The organism is Pseudonocardia sp. ICBG162, assembly GCF_020496225.1.
Lineage (GTDB): Bacteria > Actinomycetota > Actinomycetes > Mycobacteriales > Pseudonocardiaceae > Pseudonocardia > Pseudonocardia alni.
This window is the reverse complement of record NZ_JAHLJD010000013.1, coordinates 1,616,938-1,632,220: the sequence shown is the minus strand read 5'-3', so window position 1 is coordinate 1,632,220 and position 15,283 is coordinate 1,616,938. Positions and strand designations below refer to the sequence as shown.

General features: G+C 74.6%; 13 protein-coding genes. 3 read left to right on the top strand and 10 right to left on the bottom strand.

The features are described 5' to 3' along the window. Positions 1-341: 341 nt before the first annotated feature. A complete protein-coding gene (locus tag KPL60_RS10635; RefSeq protein WP_226365698.1) occupies positions 342-2,372 on the bottom strand; it encodes a fatty acid desaturase in 2,031 nt (676 codons plus the stop codon). Between the two features lie 117 nt (positions 2,373-2,489). On the opposite strand from KPL60_RS10635, the gene KPL60_RS10630 reads away from it, so the two are divergent. Next, positions 2,490-3,122, top strand: coding sequence for a TetR family transcriptional regulator (locus KPL60_RS10630; RefSeq protein WP_226365697.1), 633 nt, complete (start codon positions 2,490-2,492; stop codon positions 3,120-3,122). On the opposite strand, the gene KPL60_RS10625 is transcribed toward KPL60_RS10630, so the two are convergent. The 8 genes from KPL60_RS10625 to KPL60_RS10590 form a co-directional block, all read right to left on the bottom strand. Continuing rightward, on the bottom strand, positions 3,109-3,543 hold the full coding sequence (locus KPL60_RS10625; protein ID WP_226365696.1) for a hypothetical protein: 435 nt from the start codon (positions 3,541-3,543) through the stop codon (positions 3,109-3,111). The genes KPL60_RS10630 and KPL60_RS10625 overlap by 14 nt on opposite strands. Positions 3,544-3,644: 101 nt before the next feature. After that, positions 3,645-4,544, bottom strand: coding sequence for an alpha/beta hydrolase (locus KPL60_RS10620; RefSeq protein ID WP_226365695.1), 900 nt, complete (start codon positions 4,542-4,544; stop codon positions 3,645-3,647). Next, positions 4,531-5,586, bottom strand: a complete 1,056-nt coding sequence (locus KPL60_RS10615; protein ID WP_226365694.1) for a helix-turn-helix domain-containing protein — start codon at positions 5,584-5,586, stop codon at positions 4,531-4,533. The genes KPL60_RS10620 and KPL60_RS10615 overlap by 14 nt, the downstream gene beginning before the upstream one ends. 96 nt (positions 5,587-5,682) lie before the next feature. After that, positions 5,683-5,967: a muconolactone Delta-isomerase family protein gene (locus tag KPL60_RS10610; RefSeq protein WP_178375327.1), complete on the bottom strand. Its 285-nt coding sequence runs from the start codon at positions 5,965-5,967 to the stop codon at positions 5,683-5,685. After that, entirely contained in the window at positions 5,967-6,806 is an 840-nt protein-coding gene (gene catA / locus KPL60_RS10605) for a catechol 1,2-dioxygenase (RefSeq protein WP_226365693.1), read from the bottom strand. Before catA ends, KPL60_RS10610 begins: the two co-directional genes overlap by 1 nt. A 27-nt stretch (positions 6,807-6,833) precedes the next feature. Further along, positions 6,834-7,937 (bottom strand): mandelate racemase/muconate lactonizing enzyme family protein, encoded by a 1,104-nt coding sequence (locus KPL60_RS10600; protein ID WP_226356169.1) that lies wholly within the window; start codon positions 7,935-7,937, stop codon positions 6,834-6,836. Beyond that, positions 7,934-8,854 carry a LysR family transcriptional regulator gene (locus KPL60_RS10595; protein WP_226365692.1) on the bottom strand — a complete coding sequence of 307 codons (921 nt, stop codon included), beginning with the start codon at positions 8,852-8,854 and terminating at the stop codon, positions 7,934-7,936. Before KPL60_RS10595 ends, KPL60_RS10600 begins: the two co-directional genes overlap by 4 nt. 110 nt (positions 8,855-8,964) lie before the next feature. Beyond that, entirely contained in the window at positions 8,965-10,155 is a 1,191-nt protein-coding gene (locus KPL60_RS10590; RefSeq protein ID WP_226365691.1) for an FAD-dependent monooxygenase, read from the bottom strand. A 166-nt stretch (positions 10,156-10,321) separates the two neighbouring features. On the opposite strand from KPL60_RS10590, the gene KPL60_RS10585 reads away from it, so the two are divergent. After that, the gene (locus KPL60_RS10585; RefSeq protein ID WP_226356172.1) at positions 10,322-11,038 is read left to right on the top strand and encodes an alpha/beta fold hydrolase; all 717 of its coding nucleotides are present in this window, start codon (positions 10,322-10,324) and stop codon (positions 11,036-11,038) included. Positions 11,039-11,124: 86 nt separating this feature from the next. Here the strand turns inward: KPL60_RS10585 and KPL60_RS10580 are convergent, their stop codons facing one another. Next, on the bottom strand, positions 11,125-13,641 hold the full coding sequence (locus tag KPL60_RS10580) for a hypothetical protein (protein WP_226365690.1): 2,517 nt from the start codon (positions 13,639-13,641) through the stop codon (positions 11,125-11,127). 214 nt (positions 13,642-13,855) lie between these two features. Here KPL60_RS10580 and KPL60_RS34610 point away from each other — a divergent pair, with 214 nt between their 5' ends. Continuing rightward, positions 13,856-15,247, top strand: a complete 1,392-nt coding sequence (locus tag KPL60_RS34610; protein ID WP_226365689.1) for a TetR family transcriptional regulator — start codon at positions 13,856-13,858, stop codon at positions 15,245-15,247. The last annotated feature ends 36 nt before the right edge of the window (positions 15,248-15,283 follow it).

The following is a 15,283-nucleotide window of genomic DNA, read 5'->3' as shown; positions in this document are numbered from 1 at the left end:
CGTCGAACGGCCGGAGACTAACCGGTGGAATGAACACCCCCGACCCGGGTGTGTCCTTTCCCGCTCGACGACGTGTGGAGGGTCATGCATTCTTCAACCGATGTCCACCGGACCGGAAGGCCCGGCGTTTTACCTGTTCGTTGCCGGTCCTTGGGGGAGTTCCGGACCGCTGCGGCCGCTGTGCCGCAGCGGTTCACGGCACCATTCCTGCGGTTCTCCGTTCGCCGGTCGACGAACGCGTCGTCCCGTACGGTGAACGTGGGTACCGTTCGGCGCGACCGGGAACGGTGTCGCCCCGTTCCGGTAAAGGAATGGTCAGGAATCGGCCGGAATGCGCGTGGTCACCGGTCGTAGTCGATGGTCACCTCGTCGGTGGTGGGCCGGGACTGGCAGGTGAGGATCGCGCCGCAGGCCACCTCGTCGTCGGTGAGGGCGTAGTTCTGCTGCATGTGCACCGTGCCGGTGACGACCTGCGCGCGGCAGGTGCCGCAGATGCCGCCGGCGCACAGGTACGGGGCATCGACCCCGGCCTCGAGCGCGGTCTCCAGCAGCGACGCGGTGCCCCGGCTCCGGGTGACGGTCTCCTGTCCGCCGCGGCGCACGGTGACCACCGCCGGACGGGTCGGCACGTCGTCGGTGTCGTCGCCGGTGGGGGCGACGAAGAACTCCCGGTGGACCCGGTCCGGGGTGACGCCGTGGGCGTCGAGGACGCCGACGAGCTCGTCGAGCATCGGCGGCGGCCCGCAGAGGAACCAGTCCGCGTCGTCCACCGGCAGCGTGGTGAGGTGCTCGGTGAACCGGTCCGCGCCGAGGCGGCCCGGGACGACGGTGCGCGTCGTGCCGTCCGGTGCGGACCCGTCGGCGCCGGACCGCGAGTGGTGGTGCACGACGGTGAGCCGGCCCCCGGAGCTGCGGACGAGTTCGTCGAGCTCGGCGGCGAACATCGTGTGCTCGGTGTCGCGGTTGGCGTAGAGCAGCACGGCGCGGCGGTCGGGGTCCTCGTCGAGGGCGGCGGTGAGGATCGTGATGACCGGGGTGATGCCGCTGCCCGCGGCGACCGCGGCGACGGTGCGGCCCCCGCGGGGGCCGGCGGGCAGGACGAACTGCCCCGAGGGCGGCGTGACCTCGAGGGTGTCGCCGACGGCGAGCGCGGAGCCCACCCACGTCGAGAACCGTCCGCCGTCGACGCGGCGCACGGCGATGCGCAGCGCCGACCCGTCGGTGGAGCAGATCGAGTAGCTGCGCCGCACGAGCTCGCCGTCGATCCGCGCGCCCACGGTGACGTGGCGGCCGGGGCGGTGGGCGAACACGTCGCGCAGCTCGCCGGGCACCTCCAGGGTGACCGCGACCGCGTCCGGGGTGAGCCGGTCCACCGCGGTCACGCGCAGCGGGTGCGGGCGGGTCGGGAGGTCGGCGTCGCGGTCGGTGTGGGAGGTCAGCCGTCGCCACGCCCGGTACTCGGCGGGGGACAGGTCCGAGCCGAGGACCGTCGTGATCGGGACCGGGCGGTCGAGCCAGTCCGACATCGCCCGGCGCCACACGTCCTGGTAGCGGTAGAACGGGACGGTCGGGTGGATGTGGTGGACCAGGTGGTAGTTCTGGCCGAGCATCAGCGGGGTGACCAGGCGCTCCCAGCCGACCCGCATGCGGGTCGCGGCGAACCGGTCGGACTGCGCGGTCTCGCCGAGGCCGTGGTGGGGCAGCCAGTCGAACCACCAGGCGAGCAGCGCGATGCCCAGCCGCTGCGGGATCAGGTAGATCATCAGCAGCTCCCAGCCGTGGCCGGTCACCGCCGTCGCGACGAACGCGGAGACCACGACGAGGAACACCACGGCCTGCTCGACGACCTCGGCCCGCGGCCTGCTCGGGATCCGGGGCAGGTAGAAGCGCACGTACCAGAGGTCGATGGTCATCCAGCGCAGCGGCCAGCTCCACGCCGGGCCCGACTCGGTCCACGCGTCGGGGTCGCGGGAGGTGTCCTCGTTGGTGTTGCGGTGGTGCTCGATGTGCAGGTAGCGCAGCATCGGGAACGCGGCCCAGGCCACCACGAACAGCATCGACAGCCGGCCGAGCACCTCGTTGACCCACCGCAGGCGTCCGCCCGCGAGGTGGACGGTCTCGTGCAGCACCGTGAACATCGCGAACGTGACCAGGGCGTGCACCGGCACCGTGACCAGGTAGCGCCACGGGTCGGTCCCGGTCAGGACCAGGGCGGTCGCCCCCACCCAGGCCGCGAGCGAGCCCAGGAACAACGCCAGGGTCGGCAGTGCGACGACGGGGAGCGTGATTCCCGGGGTGGGTACGGGCCGCCCGGGGTCCGCGGGCCGGTCGCCGCCGGCTCCCTCGCGTGTGGTTCCCGCCGCCGTGCTCATGGCTGCCTCCTGATCGGACGGAGCGCGGTCGTCGTCGACCGCCCGCAGGAATAGTTGACAATCATGGGTAATCTGTCAACAGATCAGTCACTGGTGGGCGCTCTGTACAGTGCAGGCGTGGCGGGCTCGGGTGCGTTCCGGCGGGAGAGACGGGAGGTCCTCCGCACGCGGCTCCTCGACGCCGCGCGGGACATCACGACGGAGTCGGGGTGGTCGTCGCTGACGATGAGCGCCGTCGCCGGGCGTGCGGGGATCAGCCGCCAGCACCTCTACAACGAGATCGGCACCAAGGCGGAGCTGGGCAGCGCACTGGTCGGCCGCGAGACCGACGGGTTCGTCGCGGTGATGTGCGAGCAGATGCGTGCCCACCCCGCGGACGCCGTCGCCGGCGTGGTGGCCGCGGTCCGCGACGTGCTGGAGTACGGGGCGCGCAACGCGCTCCTGACGTCGATCCTCACCGTCGACGAGGGCGCGGGGGAGAGCCTCCTCCCGCTGGTGACGGCCCGGCCCGACGTGGTGCGCGACCGGGCGGCGACGGCGCTGCTGCGCGAGATCTCCGCGCTCCACCCGGCCCTGGCCGGAGCCGCGGACCTGCCCCGGCTCGTCGACGGGGTGGTGCGGCTGGTGGTCAGCCACGCCACGTCACCGGGGGAGTCCACCGAGCCGGCGGTCGCGCAGGCCGGGTGGCTGCTCCGCGGCTTCCTCGACGGTGCCGCCGGGCCGGGCGGGGCCGGGGTCAGCCCCGGCTGAGGACGTCGAACCCGGTCGTGACGACGCCGTCGCCGACGCAGCGCTGGATGTGCGGCCGCGCGACGCCGATCGCGGCGACCCCGGGCACCGAGCCGCCCGCACCGAGCAGTGCCCGCCCGGCGGCCCGCAGGACCGCCGCCCCCCGGCACCGGTGCCCGTCGCGGGACGGGACCACCGACAGGCACACCCGCTGGCACACCGTGCCGTCGGCCGCGGCGCGCGGCGGCGACCAGGTCAGGGCCAGCACGTCCTCGGTCGCGCGGGTGGGCACGGCGTACGACCCGCCGATCCCCGGCAGCGCGACGACGGTCGCGAAGGTGACACCGAGCCGGGTGAGGGCCGGGTCGCCGGCGAGCAGCAGCAGGGTCTGGTCGCGGGCGAACTCGGCGGGTCCGACGAGCTGCAGATCCGGCTGGATCATCGGGCCTCCGGGGACGGTCGTCGCTGTGTCCCCGACGCTAGGTCGCCCCACCTCAGCCCGCGGACAGCCCTGGGAAAGCCGACGGTAAAAACCGGCTGGGCTCAGCCGAGCAGGTGCTCGCCGAACCAGTCCCGGGCCGGGTGCCCGGAGGCGGTGAAGCCGTCGACGTAGGCGTCGAAGTGGCCGCCGGGGAGGATCTCCAGGCGCTTGGGCTCACGGGCCCGCTCGTAGGCGTCGATCGCCAGGCGGGTCGGGGTGAGGACGTCGTTGCGGGCCGGGAGCAGCAGCAGCGGGGTCGGGCTGATCTGCGCGATGTAGTCGACCGGGTTGTACTCGGCGAGCATCTCGACGCTGCGCAGCGTCACCTCGTTGCGCCAGTTCGGGGCGCGCAGCTCGTGGGTCCGGGTGAACCAGGTCCACGAGTCCGGGGTGGGCAGCGCCGACGGGGCCAGCGGGTCCTCGGCGACGACCGGCACCATCGCCGGGTCCTTGCCGTGGAAGCGGTCGAGGCGGTCGGCGTCGAACTGGGCGCGGAACCCGTCGAGGAAGTCCGCGCGGACCAGCGCCCGCAGGTTGTCGTAGCCGCTGACCAGCGGCACCTGGGCGACGACGGCCTTCACCCTGCGGTCGATCGCGGCGACGACGAGCACGTGCCCGCCCGAGTAGCTCGACCCCCACACCCCGATCCGGTCGGCGTCGGTCTCCGGCAGGGTGGTGGCGTAGGTGATGGCGTGCCGGTAGTCGCGGACCTGCGCCCACGGGTCGATCTCCTGGCGGGGCGTGCCGTCGCTGTCGCCGAAGTTGCGGTTGTCGTAGACCAGCGCGTTGAGGCCCGCCGCGGCGAACAGCTCGGCGTAGCGGTCGAGGTACATCTCCTTGACCGCGGAGTAGCCGTGGGCCATGACGACCGTCGGCGCCGGACCGCCCGCGCCCTCGGCCTCCTGGAACCAGCCGCGCAGCGTCACGCCCTCGGCGTCGAACTCCACATCACGACGGGCCATGGTGCCCTCCTCGGGGTCGGTGCGGCCCCGGGGCCGCGGTGGCCCCAGTCTCGTCGCCGGCGTCGCCGGGGCCTTGAACCGTCGCGACAGGTCCTTGGACCTGCGTGTCACGGGCCCGCTCGCGCCAGGCGCTGGGGGAGGTGCCGTAGGCGGCCTTGAACGAGCGGCTGAAGTGGCTGGTGTCGGAGAAGCCCCAGCGGTGCGCGATCGCCGAGACCGGCCGGTCGGTGTCGGCGAGCTCGGTCCGGGCCCGGGCCAGCCGCCGCACCCGGACCACCTCGCCCACGGAGCGGCCGTCGGCGCTGTAGACCCGGTGGACGGTGCGGACCGACACCCCGTGCGCCGCCGCGATCTCCTGCGGCGAGACCCCGGCGGTCAGGTGGCGGTCGATCCAGCGGTCCATCCGGGCCCGCAGCGCCGGACGGACCGCGTCGGTCCCGGGGAGCCCGGTGTCCGACCGCAGCGCGCCCGCGACCAGCTCCAGCGTCGCGTTCCGCGCGGCCCGGACCGCGCCGCGGTCCAGCTCGGCCACGGTGTCGGCGAGTGTGCCCAGGTAGGAGACCAGCAGCCGCGTCGCGGGCCGGGACCCGTCGAGCACGGCCGCGCCCCGGGACAGCGAGCGGCCGCCGACCTCCTCCAGCGCGGCGCGCGGGATCACCAGGCTGCGTTTCACGAGCCGCTCCCACACGGTGAACGTCGCGGGACGGGTGCTGTCCCAGGTGACGGCGTCCCCCGGCCGCAGGCAGCGCTCCGTCGCGTCCTGGCCGACCGTCTCGCGCCCGGCGAGGGTCATCAGCACGACGACGAACTCGCCGTCGGTCCCGGCGATCTGCCGCCGGGAGCGGCGGCCCGAGCAGGGGCTGCAGGTGCAGTCGACCAGCGCGAGGTCGTCGATCCAGGCCCGGCGGGCGGTCGCCCGGAACCCCCGCGCCGGCGGCGCGACCGACCAGGGCAGGTGCGTCGCGGACAGCATCCGCTCCCAGGCCCCGGTGGTGTCCGGGTCCGCCGGGGAGGTCGAGAACAGCTCGTGGTCCTGCGGCACCGGCCCGCCCCCGTCCGATCGCGTCCTCGCGTCGAGCGGGGTCAGCGTAGGACCGCCGGGGCGTCCGTCACCAGGTCCGGACGCCCCGGCGGGGGCTCAGGCGTGGATGTCCGACGGGTGCGTGGCCAGCGGGGTCACCTGCATCGTCATGTACGGGAACAGCGGCAGGCCCCAGAGGATCTCGTGGAGCTGCTCGTTGTCGCGCACCTCGAAGATCGACAGGTTGGCGTACTCGCCGACGCAGCGCCAGATGCTCACCCACTCACCCGAGCGCTGCCACTGCTGCGACCAGGCCTTCTCCCGCGCCAGCAGGTCGGCCCGGGCGTCGGCGTCCATGTCGGCGGGGAGGTCGACCTCCATCCGGACGGCGAACCGGGCCATCAGGCGGGGTCCAGGGCGAAGTCGTAGGTGACCTCGTTGCCGGTGCCGTCGGCGGCCGGGCCGGGGCGCAGGATCAGCTCCGGCTTGACGGCCTGGGCGACGTCGTCGGTGACGTAGTCGCCGCCGTCGAAGTACAGCTGGGTGGTGACGAGCTGCTTGCCGGGCGCGGACACCTTGAGGTGCAGGTGCGCGGGCCGCCACGGGTGCCAGCCCGCCGCGTCGACGAACGCGCCGGTCGAGCCGTCGGTCGGGATCTGGTACGGCGCGGGCTGCATGGTGTGGAACGCGAAGTGCCCGTCGGCGCCGGTGTGGATGACCGCGCGCAGGTTCCACTCGGGGATGCCGGGGGCGAACTGGGAGTAGTAGCCCTCGTCGTCGGCGTGCCAGAGGTCGACCGTCGCGCCGGCGACCGGGGCGCCGTCGAGGTCGGTGACGGTGCCCTGGAACAGCAGCGGGGTGCCCTTCTCCCCGGCCCGCATCGGCATGGTGGCCTCGGACTCGAACTCGGGGGCGCCGGGCACGTAGTAGGGGCCCTCGATGGTGCCGACGGCGCCGCGGCGGTCGGCGTTGGCGACCTCCTCCACGACGTGCTCGACGAACACGTCGAGGAACAGCGGCCACTCGCCGTCGGCGCCGACCTGGATCAGCCACGCCTTGAGCGCGTCGTACTCGGCGTAGGTCACCTGGTGCTTGCGGATGACCTCGTGCAGGGCGTGCAGGGTGTCGGTGGCGATGGCGGACACCCGGGCCGGGTCGGCGGCGGCGCCGCTGCGCTCCTTCTTCGCGAAGGTGGCGGTGGCGTTCGCGCCGGAGCCGGCGGCGGTGGCGGTCTCGGACATGTCCTACTCCTGGTGGTGGGTCGGTGCTCAGGTGTCGGTGCGGTAGTGGGCGAGCTTGTCCGGGTCGATCTCGATCCCGAGGCCGGGCCCGGAGGGGACGCGCAGCTCGCCGCCGCTGATCCGCAGCGGCTCGGTGAGCAGGTCGTCGCTCATGTCGAGGTAGTTCGACAGCTCCCCGGCGCGGGCGCTGGTGTGGCGGTGCGCCGCGCCGAAGGCGACCGTGCAGGCGGTGCCGAGCTGACCGTCGATCTGGTTGCCCATGACCACCTCGGTGCCGAGTCCCTCGCACAGGTGCAGCACCCGCTGCGAGCCGGTGAACCCGGTCCGCGCCGTCTTGATGCTGATCATGGTGGCGGCGCCGTCGAGCAGCTCGCGGGTCACCTCGCCGGGGCGGGTGGCGGACTCGTCGGCGACGGTCGGGACGGTGGTGCGGGCGGTGAGCCAGCGTCGTCCGAGCACCTGGTCGGCGGGCATGAGCTCCTCGGACAGGGTCAGGCCGAGGTCGGCCATCTCGTCCAGGGCCCGCGCGGCCTCCGACGCGGTCCAGCCGCGGTTGCCGTCGACGTAGAGCTCCACGTCGGGGCCCAGCGCCTCGCGCAGCGCCCGGCAGGCGCCGGTGTCCAGCGCGACGGGGCGGCGGCCGACCTTGACCTTGAAGGTGGTGACGCCGTGCTCGTCGCGCATCCGCCGCGCCTCGGCGACCATCACGTCGTCGGGGGCGAAGCCGACCATGTGCGAGACCCGCATCCGGTCGGTGTACCCGCCGAGCAGCTCGGAGACGCCGACGCCGAGCCGGCGCCCGATGACGTCCCAGACGGCCATGTCGATCGCGGCCTTCGCGGTGGGGTTGCCGATCGTGCGGTCCAGGACGGCGTGGATCCGCTCCCGCTCGAACACGCTCAGGCCCACGATCTCCGGGGCGAACACGGTGTCGACCACCGCGCGGATGGAGGCCTGGGTCTCGCCGTAGGTGTAGGGGCGGGGCGGGGCCTCGGCGACGCCGACGACGCCGTCCTCGGCGTGCACCCGCACCAGCACGTGGTCGGCGGTGTGCACCTCGCCGGAGGCGAACCGCAGCGGTTTGCGGTAGGGCACGGCGAACGGGATCGCCTCGACGGCCACGATCTTCACTGCGGTCCTCCGGGGACGGTGGCGGGGCGGGGGTCCAGCTCGTGGGCGCGCTCGGCGAGCACGTCGAGCAGCCGGACGAGGGCGGGGGAGTCGTCGTCGGTGCGCCAGGCCAGGGCCAGGTCGACGCGCAGCTCGCGGTCCAGGTCGGCGTAGACGACGCCCTCGGTGCCCAGGGCGCGCACCGACTCGGGCAGCAACGCGACCCCGGCACCGGCGGCGACGTGGGTGAGCAGGATGGGGGTGTCGCGGGCCTCGGTGCGGCGCCGCGGGAGGAACCCGGAGTCCAGGCAGCCCTGGGTGGCGACCGAGTCGACCACCGACCCGGGGGCGCCGTAGGCGACGAAGTCGTCGCCGCGCAGCTCGGCCAGCGCGACCGTCCCGGCCCCGGCGAGCCGGTGCGTGGCCGGCAGCGCCGCGATCAGCCGTTCCTGCGCGATCGGGCGGACCGACATCTCCGGGCGCACCACCGGCGGGCGCAGTACGGCGAGGTCGATGCGGCGCTCGTCGAGCGCGTCCTCCTGGGCCGCGGTGAGTAGCCCGGGCAGGAACCGCAGCGCCACACCGGGCATCCGGCGGGCGGCGACCCGGGCCAGCCGCGGCAGCAGCCGGTAGGCGGCGAGGTCGGTGGCACCGACGGTCACCACGCCCTCGGTGCCCGCGGCGACCTGCTCGACGCGGCGCCGGGCGTCCTCGACGCCGGCCAGGATCCGCCGCGCGTCCTCCAGCAGCGACGCCCCCGCCGGGGTCAGGTCGACCCGGCGGGTGGTGCGCTCGAACAGGGTGGCGCCGACCTGGCTCTCCAGCTGGCGGATGGCCTGGGAGAGCGGGGACTGGGCCATGTGCAGCCGCTCGGCGGCGCGGCCGAAGTGCCGCGTCTCCGCGACCGCCACGAAGTAGCGGAGCTGCCGCAGATCCATTCCCGTCACCTCCCTCGCACCCGGCGCGTCACCTGACGGTAGGCGTGCGACTCTGTAGACACAAAGACCGGAAAAGGCCCGATCCAGAGGTGGAGTAGCTGAATCGCGGGTCAGGCCGGTACGGGCCGGGTGTCGGCCCGCGCGTCGACGCCGTGGATCCAGGTGAGCCACGGGTCCAGCCCGGTCAGCCCCGCGTTGCGGGCCTCGGCCGCCGGGCCGTCGGGCAGGTGCAGCAGCCTGCTGGTGACCAGCGAGCTGCGCTGGATCGACCGGGTCCGCGCCCGGCGCAGTCGCTGGTAGCGGTCGAACACCGCGGTGTGGCCGCCGTCGAGCGCACCGGGGGCGGCGAGCAGGTCGGCGAGCACCGCCGCGTCCTCGATGGACTGGTTCGCGCCCTGACCGTGGTGCGGCAGCATCGTGTGCACGGCGTCGCCGAGCAGGACGATGCGGCCGCGGGACCACCGCGTCATCGGGGGCAGCGTGTACAGCGGCCAGCGCGGGGACTGCGGCACCGCCGTCAGCATCTGCACGACGCCCGGGGACCAGCCGTCGAAGGCCCGCGCCAGGGTGCCGGGGTCGGTGTCGGTCGGCCCGGCCTCGCCGGTCCAGGGGTCGGGGCCCTCCAGCACCGCGAAGAAGTTGATCTGCTCGGCGTGGGGGCCGATCGCGTAGTGCAGCACGTGAGCGTCCGGGCCCATCCAGAACTGGATCGCGCCGGGGTCGGGCAGCAGCGGGGCGTCGGCGACGTCGACGATCCCGCGGAAGGCCGACGTCCCGGTGTAGCGGGGGTGGGCCGCGGGGTCGACGACCGAGCGCACCCGGGAGTGCACCCCGTCCGCACCGACGACGACCGAGCCCCGGACGCGCTCCCCGGAGGCGAGCGTGACCGTCCCGTCCGGGTCGACCGCGGTCACCTCGCAGCCGAGCCGCACCATCCCGCCGGGGCAGGCGCCGGCGAGGACCCGCTGGAACTCGGCGCGGTGGATGCCCAGGTAGGGGGCGCCGAAGCGGCGCCGGTAGCTGCCGTCGGAGCCGACCGGGAAGGCGGTCACCCGCTCGTCGTCGCGCCAGCCGCGGTGGATGAGCTCGGTCGGCTGGGCGGACACCTTCTCCAGCTCGCCCAGCAGGCCGAGCTCGTCCAGCGGGCGCAGCCCGTTCGCCGACAGCGCGACGGCCGCGCCGACCTCGCGCAGCTCGGCCGCCCGCTCGAGCACGGTGACCCGGACGCCGCGGGCGTGCAGCGAGAGGGCCAGCGAGAGGCCCCCGATCCCGGCACCGACGATCACCACTGATTCGTCCATGACTCTGATCCTGACACGGATACCGAGGGGGTATTCCTCCACGGATCGTCTCAGTCGGGACCCCTTTCGGCACGACCCGCACGGCCCCTTCTCCGGGACCCGCCGGTCCGCCAGGCTCACCCGCCGGGGGCCGTTGCCCCGTTCCGACCTCGACGAGGAGTGAGCGATGTCCGAGACGTTCGTGCTGGTGACCGGTGCCTGGCACGGGGGCTGGGCCTGGCGCCCGGTCGCCGAGCGGCTGCGTGCGGCGGGACACCGCGTGCTGACCCCCACCCTGCCGGGGCTGCACGACGGTGACGACCCGACCCGCTACCGGCTGTCCGACACCGTGGACGCGGTCGTCGACCTGATCGAGTCGCACGACCTGACCGACGTGACGCTCGTCGGGCACAGCTGGGGCGGCTACGTGATCACCGGTGCCGCGCACCGGGTCTCCTCCCGGCTGCGCAAGCTCGTCTACTGGAGCGCGTTCGTGCCCGCCGCGGGCCGCTCGCTCAACGACGAGGTGCCCCCGCAGTACCGGGAGCTGTTCGAGGGCCAGGCCGCCGCCTCGGGCAACAACTCCGTGGCGCTGCCGTTCGAGGTGTGGCAGGGCGCGTTCATGAACGACGCCGACGAGCCGGTCCAGCGCCTGGTGCACGAGCTCCTGGTGCCGCAGCCGCTGCAGTACTTCACCGAGACCGTGGAGCCGATCGACCCGGCGACGCTCGGGGTGCCGGTGGCCTACGTGCTCTCGACCGAGGACGTCGCGCTGCCGCCCGGCGAGTACGGCTGGGACCGCTTCCCGCAGCGGCTCGGGGTCACCCCGGTCACCGTGCCGGGCAGCCACGAGGGCTGCTTCACCCGCCCCGACGCTCTGGCCGAGGCCCTGCTGAAGGCCTGAGCCGCGCCCCGACCCACCGGAGCGGGCCCCCGGGTGTCCCGGCGGCCCGCTCCCGTGTTCGTGCGGACGGTGCTCAGTCGGTCCGGTCAGCCGGTCGGGGACTCCTGCGTGCCGTCACCGGGCGCCGGGTCCTGGCCGAGCTGGTTCGGCGGGAACCGCAGGGGCGGGAGCTCCTGCAGCGGCGCCTGCGGGGCGTTGCCCACCTCCGGCGGGAGCGGCGTGCCCTGCGCCGGGTTGCCGAGCGGCGCCAGCGGGTCGGCCGGCGCGAACGTCGCCGGCTTCGCCAGGCCACCGGAGTCGCTGCCGTCGAAGGACTCGGTCCGACCGCAGCCGTCGAGCATGACGGTCAGCGGGCCGTCGGTGTGCACGTCGAGGCGGGCGTCGCAGCCGACGCCGGCGCGCTCCGGGTCGACGGTCACGGTGCCGACCCCGGCCGAGCGGATCTCCAGCACGTCCTCGGCGTCGGCGTCGACCGGCGCGTCGAGGTGGCGGAACTCCCGCAGGTACGGGTTGACCGGCGAGAACGTCCCCTCGACCTGACCGACCTCCTGCCCGGCCGCCGGGACCGGCGCGTCGGCGCGGCCCTGCCCCCGGGTGACCACGTCGATCGCGCCCAGCTCGTGCGGGTCGCGGCTCTGGATGCCCGACAGCCAGTAGGCGTGGTCACCGACGAGACCGGCCTCCGGGTCGTCCATCAGCGGGTTGCGCACGTAGGTGACGTGCGGCGGGTCGACCGCGCGCGGCTCGTCGCCCATCCAGCGGGCGGCCAGGTCCCACATGCCGTTCTTGCACATCACCAGGTGCTCGGCGGCGAGGCCGACGTGGCTGACGAACTCGTAGTCGTAGTCCCCGGCGCGGTAGAGGTCGGCGCGCTCGCGGGTGATCGGGTAGGGGATGAAGTCGTCGTTGACCCCCGCCCACTCCATCACCGGCTGGTTGCGGCGGCTGGGCAGCAGCTCGGAGATCTTCGAGCCGGGCTCGTGCTTCGTGACGGTGTCGACCCCGGCGGTCTCGGCGACCTCGTCGGCCACCCCGTTCACCCCCGGCAGCGACGGCGCCACGTTCAGCCCGTCGCAGATGAACGCCCTGCTGAACACGTCGGGGAAGGTCAGCGACAGCTTGTTCGCGGTGTCGGCGCCGGAGGAGAACCCGCCCATCGCGGTGCGCTCGCGGTCGAGGTCGTAGTGGCGACGGGCGTCGGCCAGCGCCTCGAAGACGATCGCGCCGCCCTCGCCGTAGCCCCAGTTGTCGGCGCCGCGGAAGTCGACGTCGATCACCATCGTGGGGTCGCCCGGCCGGTCGGCGAACTGCCGGTAGAGGTCACGGTCGCCGGCGACGTCGTCGCCGGGACGCAGCGCGTAGCCCTGGGTCCAGACCATCGAGGCGTAGCCGTGCGACGGCGCGGGGGCCTCGGGGACGTAGACCGTGTAGCGCTGCATCCGGCCCGGCAGGTCGGGGACGCAGTCGTCGCGGCAGGGGTAGCCGAACGACAGGCTCGGCCGCTGGTCGCCCGAGCCCTCGCCGGAGCCGGTGGCGATGCCGCCCTGCTGCAGGCCGGTGCCCGGCGCCGGTCCGCCCGGGTCCGACGGGAGCCGCCGGCCCTGCGCCTTCTCCGAGTGCGAGGCGAAGACCCGGGTCACGTAGCCGGAGGTGGGGACACCGGACTCGTCGTCGGTGCCGGCGCGGAGCTTCCCGAAGTCGACGTCGGCGAAGAACCCGGAGAGGTCGCCGTCCGCGATCGCGCGCTTCTGGTCGTTGTTCCGGTAGGGCGCCTCGAAGGGCTCGTGGAAGCGGAACGCCGCGTCGAAGAACGCCGACGGCGTCGGGTCGCCGACGACGGCGCCGCCGGGGTGCGTCGCGTCCGCGGTGACCTGCGGGACGAGGTAGGCGTCGGCGTCGCGGTCCCACAGCCCGGCCGCGGCGGCGAGGCGCTGCGTCCCGTCGGCGGGGTCCCACGCGGAGTGCGGCACGCGGATCTCGACCTGGCGCCGCTCGACGTCGACGTGCACCTGCGGTGCGTCCGGCAGGGTCCGCCCGGTGGCCGCGTCGACGATGTCCCCCTCGCTGCCGTGCACCGTCACGAACAGCTGGGCCGGCATGACGGTGTTCGCGCCGTGCGGGGCCTCGCGCGGGGTGTCCGAGCCGCCGAGCGCGAGGGTCAGGCCGAGCAGCCCGGGGTCGGTCATCGTGTTCATCGTGACCCGGAACGCGGTCGCGTCGTCCTGGGGCTTCGCGCGGACCTCGAGGATGTCCGCGGCGTTGCGCCGGTAGGCGGCGTCCTCGGGGTAGGTGTAGTTGCGCAGCAGGGTGTCGTTGGGCCAGCGGTACTGGTTGCCGCCGCCCTCGTCGTCGTAGACGCAGCCCTGGTGCACGTACTCGCCGTGCCGGTAGGCGCTGGTCATGCAGACGCCGATCGGGTCGGCGGACCAGATGCCGGTGTTCTGCAGCTGGGGCGCGTCGACGGCGGGGGCACGCAGCAGGTCGGGACCCGCCGTGTCCGCCCGCCCGTCGGGCGCCGCGAGCGCCGACCCGGCGCCGACCGCCGCACCGGCGAGCAGGCCGGCGACGACGAGCGCCACACCGGCTCGCTTCGTCTTCTTCATCGGGGAGCCTTCCACCGGCGCCGCCCGGTCGCGCCTCACTGCGCGACGGGGTGCGAGCGGCCCCGTTGCCCGCCTCAACTGATCCACCACGACCCCGGTGACGTGCGACGACGACTTATCGTTAGCCCGAATGGACTAGGACCGCCCGGATCTGGATGCGGCCACCATGGTTCTCCTGGTGTAGAAAAACCGGGAGCAACCACGAGGAGCGGTCGTGCCGAAGCGGGTGGACCACGAGCAGCGCCGGGGCGAGATCGCCGACGCCGCCTGGCGGCTGATCGCCGAGCACGGTCCGGACGCGGTCACGCTGCGGGACGTCAGCGCGGCACTGGGGGTCGCGCACGGGGCGCCGGCGCACTACTTCGCCGGCCGCGCCGCGATCGTGGAGTGCGCGTTCCGGCGGGCCCTCGACGACCTCGACGCCCGGGTGGCGCGGCGCGCGGCCGGGCTGTCCGGGGTGGCGGCGCTGCACGTGTTCTGCGAGGAGGTCACCGCGCACACCGGGACGCCCTTCGCCCGGGTCGCGGCGTCCGGGCCCGGGCCGGCCGCGGTCCTCGCCGGGGTGACCGCGCGGTGGCGGACCCGGCTGGCGGCCCGGTTCGACGAGGGCCGGCGGGCGGGCGAGGTCGTCGCCCCGGCTCCGGACGGGGTGCTCGTGGAGCAGCTGCTGGCCCTGCTCCACGGGGTGCAGGCACTGGCCGGGCCGGGGTCCGGCGGAGCGGGGACGTCGCCGGAGCCGGGCGGAGCGGGGGCGGCGCCGGGGTCCGGCGGAACGGGGACGTCACCGGAGTCGGCCGGAGCGGGGGCGGCGCCGGGGTCGACCGGGGTGGGGGCGGCGCCGGGCGAGGTGGTCGCCGCGTTCCTCGCGGGGCTCGGCGGCGGCCCGGCCGACGCCGGAGTCGTGGGCTGGACCCCGCCTCGGACCGTCGGGCGCGGTGCGGGCCTCGTTGCAGGAGGCGCGGACGGCTCCGCCGGTGACGGCCCGACGGAGGACGGTCCGACGGAGGACGGCTCCGCGGCGTGCCGCGCGGGCGGCGCCGCGTCGGGGCGTGCGACCGGTGCCGCGGCGGCCGGTGCCCCGCGGGGAGAGGCGGACGGCTTCCTCGCCTTCACCGACGTCGCGCTCGCCCGCACCGACGAGCGGCTCCCCGGCACCGACCGCGCGGCCATGGCGCTGGTGCTGAACCTGCACCGGATCGCCAGCTCGCTGGTCTACGACCTCGAGTCGACCGTGCACCGCCCCGCCGGATGGAGCTGGTCGGCGTTCCGGCTGCTGTTCACGCTGTGGGTCGCGGGCGGGCAGGAGGCGGGCCGGGCGGCGGAGCTGTGCGGGATGAGCCGGGCCGCGGTGTCCAGCCTGGCCAACACCCTCGCCGCCGGTGAGCTGGTCCGGCGCACACCCGCCGCCGGGGACCGGCGGACCGTGCACCTGTCGCTGACCGACGCGGGGACCGACCGGCTGGTCGCCGCGTTCGGCACCCACAACCGTCGCGAGTCGGAGTGGGCGGCGCTGCTCGGTGCCGACGACCTCGCCGCCCTGAACACCCTGCTCGTCCGCCTCGCCCGGGCGGCGCACCGGGCGGACTGGATCAACCGGCGGACCTGAACCGCTCGGCGCGCGCCGCCGGATCGGCCCTGGCGC